General features: G+C 71.2%; 18 protein-coding genes. 12 read left to right on the forward strand and 6 right to left on the reverse strand.

The genetic code is table 11. From position 1 onward, the window contains the following. Nucleotides 1-176 precede the first annotated feature (176 nt). The 5 genes from purH to sucC all read right to left on the reverse strand — a co-directional run bounded on the left by purH (nt 177) and on the right by sucC (nt 6715). Nucleotides 177-1811: a bifunctional phosphoribosylaminoimidazolecarboxamide formyltransferase/IMP cyclohydrolase gene (gene purH / locus OE229_RS01015; RefSeq protein ID WP_262139328.1), complete on the reverse strand. Its 1635-nt coding sequence runs from the start codon at nt 1809-1811 to the stop codon at nt 177-179. After that, nucleotides 1808-2401, reverse strand: coding sequence for a phosphoribosylglycinamide formyltransferase (purN, locus tag OE229_RS01020; protein WP_071404669.1), 594 nt, complete (start codon nt 2399-2401; stop codon nt 1808-1810). The genes purH and purN overlap by 4 nt, the downstream gene beginning before the upstream one ends. A gap of 41 nt (nt 2402-2442) precedes the next feature. Next, a complete protein-coding gene (locus OE229_RS01025; RefSeq protein WP_262139330.1) occupies nt 2443-4506 on the reverse strand; it encodes a cell division protein PerM in 2064 nt (687 codons plus the stop codon). A 140-nt stretch (nt 4507-4646) separates the two neighbouring features. Beyond that, nucleotides 4647-5534 carry a succinate--CoA ligase subunit alpha gene (gene sucD / locus OE229_RS01030; protein WP_262139332.1) on the reverse strand — a complete coding sequence of 296 codons (888 nt, stop codon included), beginning with the start codon at nt 5532-5534 and terminating at the stop codon, nt 4647-4649. An 11-nt stretch (nt 5535-5545) separates the two neighbouring features. Next, complete coding sequence (gene sucC / locus OE229_RS01035) at nt 5546-6715, reverse strand: ADP-forming succinate--CoA ligase subunit beta (protein ID WP_262139334.1); 1170 nt, start codon at nt 6713-6715, stop codon at nt 5546-5548. A gap of 225 nt (nt 6716-6940) precedes the next feature. Between sucC and OE229_RS01040 the strand changes: the two genes are divergently transcribed. The 4 genes from OE229_RS01040 (at nt 6941) to OE229_RS01055 (ending at nt 10371) form a co-directional block, all read left to right on the forward strand. Next, nucleotides 6941-8572 (forward strand): RecQ family ATP-dependent DNA helicase, encoded by a 1632-nt coding sequence (locus OE229_RS01040; RefSeq protein WP_262139336.1) that lies wholly within the window; start codon nt 6941-6943, stop codon nt 8570-8572. A 206-nt stretch (nt 8573-8778) separates the two neighbouring features. Continuing rightward, on the forward strand, nt 8779-9066 hold the full coding sequence (locus OE229_RS01045; RefSeq protein ID WP_017888156.1) for a hypothetical protein: 288 nt from the start codon (nt 8779-8781) through the stop codon (nt 9064-9066). A 43-nt stretch (nt 9067-9109) separates the two neighbouring features. After that, complete coding sequence (locus tag OE229_RS01050) at nt 9110-9475, forward strand: hypothetical protein (protein WP_262139338.1); 366 nt, start codon at nt 9110-9112, stop codon at nt 9473-9475. Nucleotides 9476-9540: 65 nt separating this feature from the next. Then, nucleotides 9541-10371, forward strand: a complete 831-nt coding sequence (locus OE229_RS01055; RefSeq protein WP_262139340.1) for an oxygenase MpaB family protein — start codon at nt 9541-9543, stop codon at nt 10369-10371. Here the strand turns inward: OE229_RS01055 and OE229_RS01060 are convergent. Then, the gene (locus OE229_RS01060) at nt 10344-10853 is read right to left on the reverse strand and encodes an FHA domain-containing protein (protein WP_262139342.1); all 510 of its coding nucleotides are present in this window, start codon (nt 10851-10853) and stop codon (nt 10344-10346) included. The two genes, OE229_RS01055 and OE229_RS01060, sit on opposite strands and share 28 nt — an antisense overlap. 120 nt (nt 10854-10973) lie before the next feature. Between OE229_RS01060 and OE229_RS01065 the strand changes: the two genes are divergently transcribed. The 8 genes from OE229_RS01065 to OE229_RS01100 all read left to right on the forward strand — a co-directional run bounded on the left by OE229_RS01065 (nt 10974) and on the right by OE229_RS01100 (nt 16883). Continuing rightward, the gene (locus tag OE229_RS01065) at nt 10974-11267 is read left to right on the forward strand and encodes a WXG100 family type VII secretion target (protein ID WP_111089241.1); all 294 of its coding nucleotides are present in this window, start codon (nt 10974-10976) and stop codon (nt 11265-11267) included. A 104-nt stretch (nt 11268-11371) separates the two neighbouring features. Continuing rightward, nucleotides 11372-11665: a hypothetical protein gene (locus OE229_RS01070; protein WP_262139344.1), complete on the forward strand. Its 294-nt coding sequence runs from the start codon at nt 11372-11374 to the stop codon at nt 11663-11665. After that, complete coding sequence (locus OE229_RS01075) at nt 11665-12939, forward strand: hypothetical protein (protein WP_262139346.1); 1275 nt, start codon at nt 11665-11667, stop codon at nt 12937-12939. The genes OE229_RS01070 and OE229_RS01075 overlap by 1 nt, the downstream gene beginning before the upstream one ends. A 32-nt stretch (nt 12940-12971) precedes the next feature. After that, complete coding sequence (locus OE229_RS01080; protein ID WP_262139348.1) at nt 12972-13610, forward strand: hypothetical protein; 639 nt, start codon at nt 12972-12974, stop codon at nt 13608-13610. After that, nucleotides 13607-14128, forward strand: a complete 522-nt coding sequence (locus OE229_RS01085) for a hypothetical protein (RefSeq protein WP_262139350.1) — start codon at nt 13607-13609, stop codon at nt 14126-14128. Before OE229_RS01080 ends, OE229_RS01085 begins: the two co-directional genes overlap by 4 nt. 232 nt (nt 14129-14360) lie before the next feature. Further along, entirely contained in the window at nt 14361-15599 is a 1239-nt protein-coding gene (locus OE229_RS01090; RefSeq protein ID WP_263344893.1) for an ABC transporter permease, read from the forward strand. Then, complete coding sequence (locus OE229_RS01095) at nt 15596-16183, forward strand: hypothetical protein (RefSeq protein WP_262139355.1); 588 nt, start codon at nt 15596-15598, stop codon at nt 16181-16183. The genes OE229_RS01090 and OE229_RS01095 overlap by 4 nt, the downstream gene beginning before the upstream one ends. Before the next feature lie 157 nt (nt 16184-16340). Next, nucleotides 16341-16883, forward strand: a complete 543-nt coding sequence (locus OE229_RS01100) for a hypothetical protein (RefSeq protein WP_262139356.1) — start codon at nt 16341-16343, stop codon at nt 16881-16883. Nucleotides 16884-16910 lie beyond the last annotated feature (27 nt).

The raw sequence follows: 16910 nt of genomic DNA on the forward strand, positions 1-16910 counted from the left end.
GCGGCCGTCGCCACGGTTCCGGTCATGTTGTCCATCGTCACTCCAGTCGTCGTCTTCGTCACCGTTGTGTCCGCGGTGCCGCCGGTCCCGAGGGATCGTCGGCTGCCTGCCGCGGAGCCTTACAGACTATTCACAGTGACTCACGGCGCGCAATGGTTCGCCACCGATTGTTCACATCAGTGGAAGAAGTGGCGCTCGCTCGTGAAGTACATCGTGACGCCGGCGGCCTTCGCCGCGGCGATGACCTCGTCGTCGCGGACACTGCCACCGGGCTGCGCCACCGCACGGACACCGGCGTCGAGCAGCACCTGCAGGCCGTCCGCGAACGGGAAGAACGCGTCCGACGCCGCCACGCTGCCGGTCGCGCGGTCACCGGCACGGTTGACCGCGAGGTGGCAGGAGTCGACCCGGTTGACCTGGCCCATGCCGACGCCGACGCTCGCGCCCTGGTTCGCCAGCAGGATGGCGTTCGACTTCACCGAACGGCTCGCACGCCACGCGAAGGCCAGGTCGGCGAGGGTCTGCTCGTCAGCGGGCTCGCCTGCGACGAGGGTCCAGGTGGCCTGGTCGAAGCCCGTGAAGCGATCGGCGTCCTGCACCAGGAACCCGCCGGAGATCTGCTTGACCTCGCGGTCTGCGAGCGCGAAGTCGGCCGGCAGCGTGAGCAGGCGGATGTTCTTCTTGCGGGACAGGATCTCGAGCGCCTCGGGGTCGAACCCGGGGGCGACGACGACCTCGGTGAAGATGTCCTTCACGGTCTCGGCCATGGCCACGGTGACCGGGCGGTTCGCGGCGATGACCCCGCCGAACGCCGAGAGCGGGTCGCAGGCGTGCGCGGCGGCGTGGGCCGAGGCGATCGGGTCGGCGGCGTCGGCCGGGGCGATCGCGATGCCGCACGGGTTGGCGTGCTTGATGATCGCGACGGCGGGCCCGTCGAAGTCGAAGGCCGCACGGACCGCTGCGTCGGCGTCGACGTAGTTGTTGTACGACATCTCCTTGCCGTGCAGCTGCGTGGCCTGCGCGATGCCGGTGCCGTCGGACGTCGTGTAGAGGGCCGCGGCCTGGTGGGCGTTCTCGCCGTAGCGCAGGGTCGCGGACAGCTCGGCCTCGACCGTCAGGTGCTCGTCGAACGCACCCGGAGTCCGGATGTCGCCGGCGGTCGTCGGGGCTGCAGCGGCGGTGACGACGTCGCTCGCGAAGTAGGACGCCACCGCGGTGTCGTACGCGGCGGTGTGCGCGAAGGCCTGGGCGGCGAGGCGCTTCCGGAGCTCGAGCGTGGTGCCGCCGGCTCGGACGGCCTCGACGACCTCGGGGTAGGACGCCGGGGACACGACGATCGCCACGTTCGGGTGGTTCTTCGCCGAGGCGCGGACCATCGCGGGGCCGCCGATGTCGACGTTCTCGACCACGGTCGCGGTGTCGGCACCCGACGCCACGGTCTCGACGAACGGGTAGAGGTTCACGACGACGAGCTCGAACGGCGCGATGTCGAGGTCGGCGAGCTGCTGCTCGTGCGACTCGAGCCGTAGGTCGGCGAGCAGGCCGGCGTGCACCGACGGGTGCAGCGTCTTCACGCGACCGTCGAGGGACTCGGGGAACCCGGTGACGCTCGCGACGTCGGTGACGGCGTAGCCCGCGTCACGGATGGTCTGCGCGGTGGAGCCGGTCGACACGATCTCGACCCCGGAGTCGGCCAGGGCACCGGCGAGCTCGAGCAGGCCGGACTTGTCGCTCACCGAGATCAGTGCACGGCGGACCGGGACCACGTCACGGTCGCGGTAGAGGCTGGGGTCGGCTGCGTGCACGCTCATGCGCTCGGGGTGCCCTTCAGGTCGGTGGTGCCGTTGGCGATGTCGAGGATGGTCTGGATGAGCAGGCGGCGCTCGACCGGCTTGATGCGGTCGTGCAGCGTCGACTCGGTGTCCCCCGGCAGCACCGGGATGCGCTCCTGCGCGAGGATCGGCCCCGTGTCGACGCCGTCGTCGACCGCGATGACGCTCGCACCGGTCTCGGTGACCCCGGCGGCCAGGGCGTCTCGCACACCGTGGGCGCCGGGGAACTCGGGCAGGTACGCCGGGTGGGTGTTGATGATCCCCGGGGCGAACTCGGACACCACGGCCGGGGGCAGCAGGCGCATCAGGCCGGAGAGCACGAGCAGGTCGGGCGACCACGGGCGGATCTGCTCCGCCAGGGCCTGGCCCCACTCGGCGCGGGAGTCGTAGCGGGTGAACGGCACCGTGAAGGTCGGGATCGAGAACTCCTCGCCCAGGCCGAGACCCTCGGCGTCACGGTCCGCACCGATGGCGACGACACGGGCGGGGTACTCGGCGTCGAAGGTCGCTTCGAGCAGGGCTCGGAGGTTCGACCCGGTACCGGAGATCAGGACGACCAGTTCGAGCACGGCACCAACCCTACCGGCAGGCACGCACCCGACGGGCGCTGTTACCGGTCGTCCTTCGGCTGTCGCCACCAGGGCAGCTCGTCCTCGGGGATCTGGTCGGTGACGTCCCACTTCGCCGGGCGGGACTGCTCCGCCGACCGCGGGGCGGACGCCCTGGTGTCGGGCGCGACGTCCACGCGGTCCGCCTCGGCGGTCTCGTCGACGTCGTCCCGGCCGGCGACGAACTCCTCGGTGCTCCAGGGGAACGCGGGCTGGGCGTCGGTCGGCACCGGGGTCGGTGCGGGGTGGGACGCGGGCGTGGGGGCTGCGGGCCGCTCGGGGCCGGGTCGCTGCGGGCCGGGCCGCTCCGGCTCGGCGTCGGAGCCGGTCACACGGTCGCGGAGTGCACCGGCCCGTCCCCGGACACCCTCGGCCGCGCCGGCCAGGCGGTCGCGGAGGCCACCCAGGGCTGCTCGTCCGGCACTGCGGCGCTCCGGTTCGGGCTCGGCGGCCAGGCGGTCGGCGGGCACGGCGTCGGTCTTCGCCCAGTCGGGGAGCTCGACGTCGTGGTCGGTGTCGCCGGCGCGCGGTGCGACGGGCGCGGGGGCCGAGGCGGGCCGTGCGGGTGCCGCGTCGGCGGGCTCGCTGCCGATCGGCGCGCCGCTGACCTGCGCGCTGCTGTTCGGCTCGGTCGCGCGCTCGGTCGTCGCGCGGGGCCGTGCGGCCGTCGACCCGTCGTGCGACTCCTCGACCACGAAGCGGTGCACGTCGGTGGTGCGCCCGGCCCCGGCCTGGTCGAGGGCGGCGAGCAGCGAGCCCTCGCCGTCGACGTCGGCGCGCGCCGTCTCGTTGTCGTCGTCGGATTCGTCGGCCTCGGTCCAGCGCTCTCGCGTCCACCCACGGTCCGGCAGCCGGACCAGGTCGCTGCCCGCGGCGAGGGCGATGATCGCCGGCAGGCCGACCTCGAGTGCGGCGAACCCACCGACCGCCAGGGCGTCCGGGCCGACGTCGGCCAGGCGCCCGGGGCCGAACGAGCCGGACGACACCCAGGCGATCAGCCCCGTGAGCACACCGGCCACGAGTCCTGCGACGACGCCGCCGAGCGCACGGTGCAGCGCGGAGTCGGCGGAACCCAGGGCCCGCACCAACCGCGGTCGCATCGAGCCGCCGATCGCGAAGCCGGCGATGACCGGCACGAGGATCCAGACGAGTCCGAAGGTGTGACCGGCGGTCGGCAGTGCGCCGAAGACCGGCAGACCCGGGATCGGGCCCAGGGTCGTGGCGATCGGGGACACGCTCGACCCGGTGCCGATGGCGAACCCGGGGCCGATCAGCCACGAGGTCGCCCACCCGACGAAGTCCGGCAGGAACGCGAGCTGTCCGACGGTGAGTGCGACGCCGCCGATGACCCCGGCGTGCGACTGCTCGTACAGGGTGATGACCTCGGCGAAGGACGTGAAGAGGAGCAGGCCGACGAGCACCGCGGCCACGCCGACGACCACGGCGGTCGCGGCGGTCCCGGCGCGCAGGCCGAACCCGGCGACGGACCGCCAGACGGCGGGGATGCGGTCGACCAGATCGATGACCCGCTGGGTGACGGCGTCGGCGGGCACGTCGCGGCGACGACGGCAGACCTCGGAGGCCGCGAGTGCGGGGATCCCGAACCAGAGCGCCGGCAGCACCACGGCCTGCCAGAGCGTGGGGCGGGTGGCGGCGGAGGTCGACGACAGCGCGACGGCCAGACCGAGGAGCGCGACGGCGGCGGTCCCGACCAGCAGGCCGGTTGTGCGGTGCTCGGTCTCCGCGAATCGACGTCCGGCACGGGCGCCGAGCCATGCCGTCACGACCGCGAACCCGAGGGCCGCGAGGGTCACGTGGATGGGGTCGGCGGCGCCGCTGACCCCGGTGCTCCTGGCGAGTGCGGACCCGAGCAGGAACGAGACGTCGACGCCGTGTCCGACCAGCCAGACGCTGCCGGTGGCCTTCCAGAACACGTCCCAGTCGACCTGCAGGCCGTACTCGAACCCCCAGAGCAGCGTCAGGGGCACGAGGGCGATCCCGATGCCGACGCCGACCGTCACGACCGCCTCGATCGCGGCGAGCAGAGCGGTTCCCAGGCGGTTCATCGCAGCGAGGATACGTGCCCCTCGCGCGGCCGCCCCGGAGCCGCGCGGCTGCCGACGCAAAACACCGGTGTTCGCAGGACGAACACGCGCAGGACGCGGTTCAACCGACGAACACCGGTGTCGTGCGGAACGGGCGGTCGCTACCGAGCGGCGACGACCTCGCGCAGCAGCGCGGCGGTCTCGGACGGCGTCTTGCCGACCTTGACCCCGGCGGCCTCGAGCGCCTGCTTCTTCGCCTCGGCGGTGCCGGCCGAGCCGGACACGATCGCGCCGGCGTGACCCATCGTCTTGCCCTCGGGCGCGGTGAAGCCCGCGACGTAGCCGACGACCGGCTTGGTGACGTGCGCCTTGATGTACTCGGCCGCGCGCTCCTCGGCGTCGCCGCCGATCTCACCGATCATCACGATGGCCTCGGTCTCGGGGTCCGCCTCGAACGCGGCGAGCGCGTCGATGTGCGTCGTGCCGATGACCGGGTCGCCGCCGATGCCGATGGCGGTCGAGAAGCCCAGGTCGCGCAGCTCGTACATCATCTGGTAGGTCAGCGTGCCCGACTTCGACACGAGGCCGATCGGCCCCTTGCCGGTGATCGTCGCCGGGGTGATGCCGACGAGCGACTCCCCCGGCGTGATGATGCCGGGGCAGTTCGGCCCGATGATCCGGGTCGTGCCGCCCTTTGCCTTGGCGTGCGCCCAGAACTCCGCGGCGTCCTGCACCGGGATGCCCTCGGTGATGACGACCACGAGCGGGATGGCGGCGTCGATGGCCTCGAGCACGGCGTCCTTCGCGAAGGCCGGCGGGACGAAGACGATGGAGACGTCGGCACCGGTGGTGTCCATCGCCTCGCGGACGGTGCCGAAGACGGGCAGGGACACGTCGCCGTGGGTGACGGTCGTGCCGGCCTTGCGGGCGTTGACACCACCGACCACCTGCGTGCCGGCCTTGAGCATCAGGGCGGTGTGCTTCGTGCCCTCGCCACCGGTGATGCCCTGGACGATGACCTTGGAGTCCTTGTTGAGGAAGATCGACATGGTCAGTCCCTTCAGGCCGCTGCGGCGGCGAGTTCGGCGGCCTGCTCGGCCGCATCGTCCATGGTCGCGGCGACGGTGACGAGCGGGTGCGCTGCCTCCGCCAGGATCCGACGGCCCTCTTCCACGTTGTTGCCGTCCAGGCGCACGACGAGCGGCTTGGTGGCCGCGTCACCGAGGATGCCGAGCGCGGCGACGATGCCGTTCGCGACGGCGTCGCAGGCGGTGATGCCGCCGAAGACGTTGACGAACACGCTCTTGACCTGCGGGTCGCCGAGGATGACGTCGAGACCGTTGGCCATCACCTCGGCCGAGGCGCCGCCACCGATGTCGAGGAAGTTCGCGGGCTTCACGCCGCCGTGGCGCTCACCGGCGTAGGCGACGACGTCGAGCGTCGACATGACGAGCCCGGCGCCGTTGCCGATGACGCCGACCTGGCCGTCGAGCTTGACGTAGTTCAGGCCGTGAGCCTTCGCCTTGGCCTCGAGCGGGTCCTCGCTGGCGGTGTCCTCGAGCTGCTTGTGACCCTCGTGCCGGAAGTCGGCGTTCTCGTCGAGCGAGACCTTGCCGTCGAGTGCCAGGATCTGGCCGTCGCCGGTGCGGACGAGGGGGTTCACCTCGACGAGGGTCGCGTCCTCGCCCTCGTAGACGTCGTAGAGCTTGACGAAGACGTCGGCGACGGCGTCCTGCAGCTCCGATGGGAAGTTCGCCTGCCGAGCGATCTCGAGCGCGGCGGCCTTGTCGATGCCGGTGAGCGGGTCGACCTCGACCCGGGCGAGCGCCTCGGGCTTCTCGACCGCGAGCTGCTCGATCTCCATGCCGCCCTCGACGCTGGTCAGGGAGAGGTAGGAGCGGTTCGCCCGGTCGAGCAGCACGGAGAAGTAGAACTCCTCGGCGATGTCGGCGCCCTGGGCGACCATGACGCGCTGGACGGTGTGGCCCTTGATGTCGAGGCCGAGGATCGCCTGCGCGTGCTCGAACGCCTCGTCCGGGGTCTTCGCGACCTTCACGCCGCCGGCCTTGCCGCGACCGCCGACCTTCACCTGCGCCTTGACGACGACCACGCCGCCGATGCGCTCGGCCGCTGCTCTCGCCTCCTCGGGGGTGTCGGCGGTGATCCCCTGCAACACGGGAACGCCGTAGGACTCGAAGAGGTCCCTGGCCTGGTACTCGAAAAGATCCACGCTGTTCTTCTTCCCGCACGTTCCGTGCGATCGGCATCGGTTACCCGGTCGCCACACTCACCATCGAGGGTCGCTCGATGTCGAGACAACGGCCGTCACGCAGCCTAGCGCTGCTGGGTGGACGGCCGGTGCGCGGCCGGGAGGCACGGGTCGCCCCCGCCACGCGTGAGCCGCTGGGCGCACCCCTGGGATCACCCCCCAGCGTGCGCCCGGCAGTGTGGATCGGTGAACGAAGCACTCCGCACCCGCGCCACCGACGTGTTCGGCTGGCGCCTCCGCCCCGACCAGGAATCCGTCATCGACGCGGTGCTCGACGGGCGCGACGCACTCGCCGTGATGCCGACCGGGTCGGGCAAGTCCGCGATCTACCAGGTCGCCGGCCTCGAGCTGGACGGCATCGTCGTCGTGGTCTCCCCCCTCGTGGCGCTGCAGGAGGACCAGGTCGTCGGACTCGAGCACCACGAGGGCGCTCCCCGGGCCGTCGCGATGAACGCCACGAGGAAGGCCCGTGACGTCGCCGAGGCCTGGGACGCCGTCGCCGCGGGCGAGGTCGGCTACGTGTTCCTGGCCCCCGAACAGCTCGCGAAGGACGACGTGCTCGAGCGGCTGCACGACGCCGGCGTCGCCCTGGTCACCGTCGACGAGGCGCACTGCATCTCGTCCTGGGGCCACGACTTCCGCCCGGACTACCTGGCACTCGGCGAGGTCGTGGAGCGCCTCGGCCGTCCCCCCGTCCTGGCGCTGACCGCCACCGGCTCCGCCCCCGTGCGGGACGACGTGGTCGAACGGCTCCACATGCGCGACCCGTTCGTGCTCGCGTCGGGCTTCGACCGCCCCGGCATCCGGCTCGAGGTCGTCCGGCACGCCGAGGACGCCGAGAAGCGCCAGGCCGTGGTCGACCAGGTCGCCGAGCTCGACGGTGCCACCGTCGTCTACGTCGCCACCCGGGCGGCGACCACAGAGTACGCCGACGCCCTGGCGGCCCGCGGTCGCCGCGCGCAGCCGTACCACGCGGGCATGCGGATCGCGGAGCGCGAGGCCGTCCACACCGGGTTCCTCGACGGCGACGTCGACGTGGTCGTCGCGACGAGCGCGTTCGGCATGGGCATCGACAAGCCCGACGTCCGGTACGTCGTGCACGCCGACGTCCCCGAGTCGATCGACGCTTACTACCAGGAGATCGGACGGGCCGGACGGGACGCCGAACCGGCCGGCGCCACCCTGCACTACCGTGCCGAGGACTTCGGCCTGCGCACGTTCTTCGCGTCCGGCTCGCCGCGGCCCGCCTCGGTCCGGGCCGTGTTCGACGCCGTCCCGGCGACCGGCTCGATCGCCCGCTCCGCACTGGTGGAGGCCTCCGGCCTGTCGGCCCGTACCGCCGGTCGAGCGCTCAACGCCCTGCTCGACGCCGGCGCCCTGCGCGACGACGTCGACGGTGTCTCCCGGGTGCCGGACGGCCCGCAGGACGCTGACCGTGCGGCACGTGCCACAGCCGACCGTGCCGCCGAACGGGAACGGGTCGAGGAGTCCCGCATCGCGATGATGCGCCAGCTCGCCGAGACGACGGGGTGCCGACGCCAGTTCCTGCTCGGGTACTTCGGCGACGAGCTGCCGGAGCCGTGCGGCAACTGCGACACCTGCTCGTCCGGTACGGCGCGCGACGCCTCTGCCCACGTCGCCGACGGTGCGAACGACGCCGCCTGGCCGCCGGATGCCCGCGTCGAGCACGCCGAGTGGGGCACGGGCGTGGTGATGAGCACGGAAGCGGACCGCATCACGGTGTTCTTCGAGTCCGCCGGCTACCGCACCCTCGCACTCGCCGACGTCGAGGAACGCGACCTGCTCGAACGCGTCTGACGTGCGACACGTGCCCGATCGGGCACGGCGGGGAAGGCGCGGTCGCTCGACCACCCGTCGGCGACCGCGCTCCACTCCCCCGAGCATCCGCGATGCTGCCGTGGCGGTGTGACCGGCAGGTGACGCCCGGGTGAACACGACACGAAACCGGACGGGCGTCAAGCGCCGACGGGTAGGCAGGAAGCCCGCAACGGAAAGGAACCACCATGAGCGACCCCGGCATCAGCCCCGTCGACGACTTCGACTCCCAGCAGCGTCGCGACGACGACATCGACCGTGAGCACGTCGGCCCGTACGAGGTGGACGAGGCCGAGGAGTCCCTCGAGACGGTGACGAACGACGCGGTCGCCGGCGAGACGGTGGAGCCGCAGCCCGGTGACGGCTCCGACGACGGTCCGACCGGCGGATCCCCGCGCGAGGGCTCGCCCGACCTGTGGGAGCAGGACGAGGAACGCCCGGACCTCGGGGGCGACCTCGGCACGAAGCCGCTCTGAGCTGATCAGCCTCCCTCGGGACACGGCTCGGTAGCATCGGGCCGTGTTCCGACGAGTCCGCTCCAGCGTCCGCAGCATGCCCTCGGCAGCGCGGCTGCTGGCGCTTGCGGCGATGCTGCTGGTCGCCGCCTCGGCACACCTCGCCGCCCGCTCGGAGCCCGGTGGCCGCTGGGTCCCGCTCCTGGTCCTCGGCGTCGTCGGTGCGGTCGTCACCGGATCACCGACCCGCCTCTGGCCGCTGCCCGCGATCTGGCTCGTCGCGACGCTCCTCGCCCTGACCGGTGACGCGCCCGTCGACCCCTCGAACACACGGGTCGCCCTGGTCGTCGGCGCAGTCGCGCTCCTGGCGGCGATCGCCGTGGACCTGCGGCCCGTCCTGCGGGCGCGACGCCGACGGGGTGCGGCGTGACCACCCCACGGCCTGGAGGCGCGGCGCACGACCCGCACCGAGCCTCCCGTCCGTCTGCTGGCCGCGTGCACGACCGCCACCTGCGTCGGTTCCTCGCCGACAGCACACCCGTGGCCGCGGGCGGCCGCGCCATCCTGCTGCAGATCGCCGACCCGGTCGTCGCGGCCGGTGTCCGACGGCACTCGGACTTCGCCCGGCGACCCCAGCAGCGGCTCGCCCACACCCTGATGTTCGTCTACGCCGTCGTCATCGGCACGGAGACCGACTCGGCGACCGCGACGGGCTTCGTCAACCACGCGCACCGGCCCGTCGCCGGCGCCGACGACGTCGATCGGCAACTCTGGGTGGCCGCGACCCTGTTCGACTCCGCCCGGCGGGCGCACGACCTGTTCGGCACACGCGTCTCCGCGGCCCGCGCCGAGCAGGTCCTTGCCGCCTACGCGCCGATCGCCACCGCGCTGCGGGTGCCGCCGGAGCGCTGGCCGGCCTCGGTGGCCGCGTTCGACCGGTACTGGCAGCGGACGCTGGACGGGCTCGAGGTCACCGACGACGCCCGCGGGGTCGTCCGCGACCTGCTGCACCCGCGGTTCGCGCCGCTGTGGGTGCGGGCAGCGATGCCCCTCGTGCGCATCGTGACCGTGGGGATGCTGCCGGAACAGGTGCGCACGGCGTACGGCTTCGCCTGGGGACCGCGGGAGGAACGGCGTTTCCGGCGCACCGTCCGGGTGGTGACCGGGGTGCGGGCGTTGGTGCCGAGGGCGCTGCTGCGACTGCCGGGGCCGGTGCTGCTGCGGGCGATGCGGCGGACCGCGGGTCGGTACGCGCCGGCCGGCGCTGGTGCTGGTGCTGGTGCTGGTGCTGGTGCTGGTCAGCCTGCGAGGACCCGCACGGCGTAGTCCCCCACCATCACGACGTCACCGGGCCGGGCGATGACCTGCGCGCCGCCCACGCTGGGTTCCTGCGCACCGGATGCGCGGACGACCACCGTGCCGTTCGAGGATCCGAGGTCCTCGACCAGCAGGCCGCCGTCCCCGGTCGGCCGCATCGCGGCGTGCTCGCGCGACACCGACTTCCCCGGGTCGTCGAGCAGGACAGCTCGTCGGCCCGGCGCGGTCGGGACGCGTCGCCCCACGACCACCGGCTGGTCGAGCGGAACGACGGTGCCCGGCGCGACCTCGAGCACGAGTCGCGGCACGACGCCGATCGTCGGCAGCGGCTGCTCGGTCCGGACGACGGCGTCCGGCTCGTCGTCCGACACCGGAGCCGCAGGCAGCACCCAGGCGCGGGACAGGTACCCGGCCTGCCGGTCGCGCTCGACGTCGGCACGCGTGACCACCGGGCGCTTCGGAGTGTCGTCGTCCTTCCGGCGTCGAGCCACCGTGTACCCCTCGTTCTGGTGATTGTTCAGAAGTGGTGCGAGATGCAACGCGATCAAGTATGGTCGAACCGCGCCGGGGGTCGCCCGGTACTTCACATACGCATCGGGAGGGCATGCGCCATGGCCAATGTCAACGTCACCTACGACGATCTTCGCAACCAGGCTTCGCAGCTTCGCAACGGCCAGAAGGCCATCGAAGACCAGCTGAGCCAGCTCAAGAGCCAGATCGACAACCTCGTCTCGTCGGGGTACGTCACCGACAAGTCCTCGAAGGCCTTCGACTCGACGTACTCGGAGTTCAACTCCGGCGCGACGCAGACGATCCAGGCCATCGACGGCATGGCCGGGTTCCTCGAGAGCGCGGCGAACACCCTCGAGTCGACCGACGAGCAGCTCGCGTCCAGCATCGGCTGAGACCGGCTCGCAACGGTGGTGGCCGGCGTCCTCGGGCGTCGGCCACCGCTCTCGCTGCTGCGGCAGCACACACTTCGAACAACGACTGGACCAACGGGGGGACCGTGGGCGGCAGCATCAAGCTCGATCTCGACCTGATCGGGAATCTCGCATCCGACCTGTCGAGACTGCACAGCGACTTCGACCACGTTGCGGCGACCGCCGACGACTACGAGACCGGTGTCGGTTCATCGACGATCACGAGTGCGATCGCCGAGTTCGGCAGCAACTGGGACATCCGACGAGGACGTCTGATGGAGTCGATCAAGGCGGTGGCCGAGATGGCCGAGTCCGCGCACGAGGGGTTCACCCAGACCGAGATGGACCTGGCGAACAAGATCCTCGGGAAGGACAGCTGATGGCGCGGCCCGTCGACTGGAGCGCTCTCGACCTGCCCACCGACCCTGTCCCCGGGGACACCGCTGAGATCCGGCAGTCCGCGACCAACGCCCGATCCGTCGAGCAGGCGATCGACGAGCAGGTGACCCGTCTCCAGCGCCTCGGAGACGGTCACGGGTGGGAGAGCGAGTCCGGGACGAAGTTCCGCGACTCCGCCAGCGACCTCGCCGGTGCGATCGCGAAGGCCAAGGGCCGCTACACCGAACTGGCCGCGGCGCTCGACGAGTGGGCGGCCGGCCTCGACGGCATCCAGCGAGATGCGGACGCCGCACTCCTGGCCGCGCAGGACGCCCAGGCTGCGCACCAGGCCGCAGCGAGCCAGACGATCACCGCCGAAGTAGACACGCCCGAACACCAGGACCAGGTCGACGCGCAGGACCGGGCGGTGGAGTCGGCCCAGGGCGACATCGACGCCGCGAAGGCGACCATCCGTCGACTCGCGGGTGCGTTGGGCGAAGGCGGCGAGTACGGCGACCTCGCCGACCGTGTGGCGAACCGCATCCGGAACGGTGCCGACGACGGCATGAAGGACGGCTGGTTCGACCACGTCAAGCAGGCGATCCACGACGCGAAGGGCGTCCTCGAGGTCATCAAGAGTGTGCTGAACGCTGTGGCGCTCGTCCTCGTCGTGGCCGCCGTGATCGTCGCGTTGGCGATCCCGGGGGTCAATCTCATCGCGTTCGCCGTGGCGGGACTGATCGTGTCGAGCTTGGTCTTCGGCATCACGGCAGCACAGGCAGCAGCCGGAGACGCGACCACGTCCGATGTCATCTGGGCGGCGGTCGGGGTGGCTGCTTCCGCGGTCGGACTCGGGGCAGCACGGGCTGCGTCGTCCGCACTGCCTGCGCTGACACGGTCGACGGCACAGTCCGGAGCGCGTTCAGCAGCGAACACCGCACGTGCTGCCGGTGTGGCCGAGGGGCCGGTCTACTCGGCGAAGTACGCCGAGATCCAGGCGAGGGCAGCGGAGGTCAGCGGCAAGGCATGGGTGACCATCGTCGACAACTCCGTCACGAACGGAGCCATCGCACCGGTCTTGATCCGGCAACTCGCCAACGGAGGACCGGTCGCACAGCAGGCGCTGCCCAAGATCCTCGTGCCCGCGGTCACCGCATCGGTGCTCGGCGCAAAGGGTCTCTGGGACGGTGTCAACGACTTCGCGGGGGACGTCCACGATCTCTGGACCGGGGAGTACTGGAAGAACGCGACGTCGGTCCAGGTCGGGTCGTTGTGACCGGGTACCGCCTGCAGCTCCCGACAGGGTGGGTGCGGACGCGCCTCACCGGAGACCTCGACCGCGCGGTCGGAGAAGTCGTCGAACGCACGCTTCCGCGGGGGGAGTTCAGCGACTCGGACGGGGCCGCCGCTCGGTGGCGGCTGCGCGACGAGCTCCGGAAGTCGTTCGCGGCCGCTGCGGACGCCGGCGGAGTCGACATGTACTCGTTCGAGGGCGAGGTGGAAGGCATCCGCCTCCCGATGAGCTTCTCCGTGTCGGTCGCTCACCTCGGGGCGTCCGTCGGGACCCTGCCGCTCGAGACGTTCGCCGCGGGCATCAGCACCTCCGGCGACACACAGGTCGTCGACTTCCCTGCGGGCAAGATGATCCGGACGGAACGGCGGTCGCTCGAACCAGTGGGCGTCGCTCTGCACCGCGCAGGAGCAGTCGCCAACGACGTCAGCCCACTGTCGGCTGCGAACCAGGCGGCGGTGCGGGCGCTCCACCGTTTCACGACCGACCACGCCGACGTCGAGGTGACGCAGACGACGGTGGACTACCTCGTTCCCATCCCGGACGAGGTCGGCACGTTCGTCGTGGTCTCCCTGGTCGTGCCGGGAGCGTCGGACGTCGAAGCGCGCGTCAGCCACTTCGACGTGCTCATGGCTGGGTTCGGTTGGACCGGATGACCGAACTGCACGTCCCGGTCACGAATGCGATGTCCCGGCTCGACGTCCGATCCGACCGCATCGAGATCGGAGGGGACACGGCACCGCGCGACCGTGAGGACCTGCTGGAGCTCGGCCGATTGCTCGCGGCGCGCGGGGCGGACGCCGCGTGGGCGATCCTCGACGGGTCGGATGCATCGATCGCATCCTGGGTAGCCCTGACCGTCGTTCCACTCCTCGGCACGACGCCTGGTGTCCTGCGTCGCGGAGCGCGCCACGACGATCCGATCGAGGTCGACGAGGACATGCGGAACACGGCGCTCGGACCGGCCCTCCGCCTTCGGCAACGCATCGCCGTACCAGCGCCGACGGCGCAGGACGCCGCGGGCCTGATCGTGAGCGAGAGTCTCGACTGGTCGTGGGTCCTGCCCGGGGACATGATGTTGTCCGTGAACGCGAACACCACACAGCTCGTCTACGCCGACTGGGTCGCCGACCAGGTCGATCGGGTGGCGCTCGGCATCGACCTTGTCCGCTGAGCTGGTCGTCCGCGCTGCGACGGTGAGTGATCGCGCGGCTGCGACCGGGCAACGGGTCGGACTGGTCGTCGTCGACGGGTCCGTGCGGGCTGTCGCCACGGATGGTCGGAGCCAGGTGGTGTGCGCCGACGTGCGATCCATCGCGTGGGCGCCCTGGTCAGCGCTCCCCAAGGAGCTCGGTGTGGTGAACTCGTCCGGAGCGGCAGTGCTCACCACCCGCGACACAGTCCACGTGTTCCCCATCGATGCGTGGTGGATGGAACCGGCTCCGCCGGCGACGCCTCGACAGGCAGTCGCCTCGAGCGGTTTCGAGGACCTGGCTGAACGACTCGGCCTGGCGATCTCCTACGACCCGGACTCCACGGCCGGACTCAGCACGGCGTCGAACGCAACCGCCCACGTGCCGCTCTCGACCGACGCGATGGTGCGATCCCGACGGGCCACGACCGCGGTCGCGCTCTTCCTCGCCGCCGCCCTGCTCCCACTCCCACTCATCCTGACCGTCTTCGCCAGGGGATGGTCGGACGGACTGGTCGTCATGGGATGGGTGTGCGTGGCAGCGTCGGCGACGGCGCTCGTCAACGTCGTCCTCGGCGTCCTCGGGCGGAGGCCTCATCCGACGACCTTCGGGGAGCGAGTCCTGCGTCCCGCGGACGGCCCGCCTTGGTTCCGACGGAATGCCCACATCGACGTCGACCACGGGATGATCGCCATCAACGACGGGCGGTGGAGGACGATCCTCCTCGCCACTCCTCTGGCGACCGGAGCTGCTTCAGCAGTCGTGCGCGCTCGCGTGGTACGTGGCCGCGAACCCCGGATCGTCCTGATCGACGGCGCCGACGTCGTGCGAGCCGAGCTTCCCTTGCGGTTCTGGTCCGAGCAGCACCTCGACGCGCTGCTGACGGAACTGTCGATCCTCCGTGACGGTTCGGCAGAGCGTCGATCTTCCGGTGCCGTCCGCTTCGACACGAACCGCGGTGCCGGCGTTCCGGGAGCGTCGCTCGTCACGTGGACCTCCCTCGGCGTCGTCCCGCTGCTTCCCCTCGCGCTCGCCACCGTGCTCCAGCTGATGGTTTCGGTCTTCGCCCGGATCGGGGGAGCGTCCACACAGGCCATCGCGCTGACGCTCGGCTTCGCGTCGATCGCGGTGTTGCTCACCGTCGTCGGCGCCGAGCTCGGTCGGCGTCTTCCGTGGGCCGAACCACGCCCGCACGGATTCCGACCGTCACGGGTCTTCGCGTCGGTGGTCGGATGGTTCGTCCTCTTCGCAGCCGTCTGTGCGATCCTCGTCTCGTTCGACGAACCGGGGGCCGCCTGGTACGCGGCGGTGCTCGCCATCGCGAGTACCCCGTTCCAGTGGTGTCTCTACCGCCATCGCGCCATCCGCGCTCAGCGCGGCGTACTGGACATGTTCTCCTGGCTCCGGAACGGATGCCGATCCACCGATCAGCCGATCAGGAAGGCGACGTGATGGCACTCGAATTCGACCACGTGAACGCTTGGACGAAGTTCGTCGACGGAGGCCCGGAGACAGTCGGTCGAGCGGCTGCGGTGAACGCGATCGGGCATGCGCGCCATCCGGTCCCGAAGCGGGCGGCTGCCTCGGTCGAGACGACGATGATCGAACTGGCGCGTCTGCGCGATGCGTTCGACGCCCATGACTTCTTCGTCCTCACCACCGATGCGCCGACGGTCGAAGTGGTCGCCTACACGATCGTTCAGTACGAGCGCGGTCTCGCGGCGGCTGATCGTGCCGTCGACGAGGCACTGGCGCCCCTTCCCAACCGGACGGGACAGCCGGACGTGTCGACGGTGACGACGGCGCTCGGAACAGCGACACGGATCCTCGACCGGACGGAGACACCAGCACCTTCGCGTTTCCGCCGCGCGATCCCTTCCACGACGATCCGGTGGGTCCAGCCCATCGCGCAGCTCACCGAGCCCGTCACCGCGGTCATGACGACCGTCATCCCGAAGCGCGCGGATGAGTCGTTCGCGGCTCCGCTGGTCGATCAGTTCGCCCTCGGGCTCGTGGTGACCCCGGGCGCAGAGTGACAGCCACCGGCGCACTCGCCTGATGAGCTGATGAGCTGATGAACGCAACTCATCGTGGTCAGGACCGCGCTGAACGTCGTGACCGGGCGCAGGGCCACCGGTGTCGCTCTGACCCGCGACCTCCGGAAGCGAATCGAACAAGGTAGGGGCGACTGAATTGAAGATCGTGGCCCAGGGAGTCGACGGGGTGTGGCTGCCGGTGCCGAGCGACCTCGGCGATGCCCCTGTCAAGAAGATCGTGAAGTGGGCGCAACCCGCGGCGCGGGAGGTCCTGCCGCGGAGGGCCTTCAGCCCGCATCCGAAGCAGATGTTCCTCCAGACGCTCTTCGGTGCGGTGGCACAGGCGACCCGACCGAACGAGCAGTACTTCATCCATCGGGCAGCGCTCCCGGCGGAGGTCCTCGTGGTCCGCGTCCGGTGGGAACCGGCCGAGCCGGACCTGACAGCGCAGCTCCAGCGCCTCGTCGGGCCCGGGGACAGCCGCGACGTCGAGGTCGGCGGTGCTTCGCCGGTGGTCATCGTTCCGGGCATCGAAGGTTGGCGAGCCGGACTCCATCGCAGTGACGAGGTCGTCGGTCACGTCGCGGCGTTCGAGCGTGGGGGCCTGTCGGTGCAGGTCCGCGTCGACCTCCCCCCGGAGTGGCTCGTGCCGCTGCAGCCCGACGTCGAGCAGCTCGTCCGATCCCTTGAGACGGTCTGAGCGCCGGTGTCCGTCGACCGTTTCTCG

Origin of the sequence: Curtobacterium poinsettiae (assembly GCF_025677645.1) — a bacterium.
Lineage (GTDB): Bacteria > Actinomycetota > Actinomycetes > Actinomycetales > Microbacteriaceae > Curtobacterium > Curtobacterium poinsettiae_A.

What these genes read in the sequence shown, in the direction of transcription:
- purH (WP_262139328.1), bottom strand. Translation starts at nt 1,811, where the DNA reads ATGAGCGTGCACGCAGCCGACCCCAGCCTCTACCGCGACCGTGACGTG.
- OE229_RS01025 (WP_262139330.1), bottom strand. Translation starts at nt 4,506, where the DNA reads ATGAACCGCCTGGGAACCGCTCTGCTCGCCGCGATCGAGGCGGTCGTG.
- sucD (WP_262139332.1), bottom strand. Translation starts at nt 5,534, where the DNA reads ATGTCGATCTTCCTCAACAAGGACTCCAAGGTCATCGTCCAGGGCATC.
- OE229_RS01045 (WP_017888156.1), top strand. Translation starts at nt 8,779, where the DNA reads ATGAGCGACCCCGGCATCAGCCCCGTCGACGACTTCGACTCCCAGCAG.
- OE229_RS01065 (WP_111089241.1), top strand. Translation starts at nt 10,974, where the DNA reads ATGGCCAATGTCAACGTCACCTACGACGATCTTCGCAACCAGGCTTCG.
- OE229_RS01075 (WP_262139346.1), top strand. Translation starts at nt 11,665, where the DNA reads ATGGCGCGGCCCGTCGACTGGAGCGCTCTCGACCTGCCCACCGACCCT.
- OE229_RS01085 (WP_262139350.1), top strand. Translation starts at nt 13,607, where the DNA reads ATGACCGAACTGCACGTCCCGGTCACGAATGCGATGTCCCGGCTCGAC.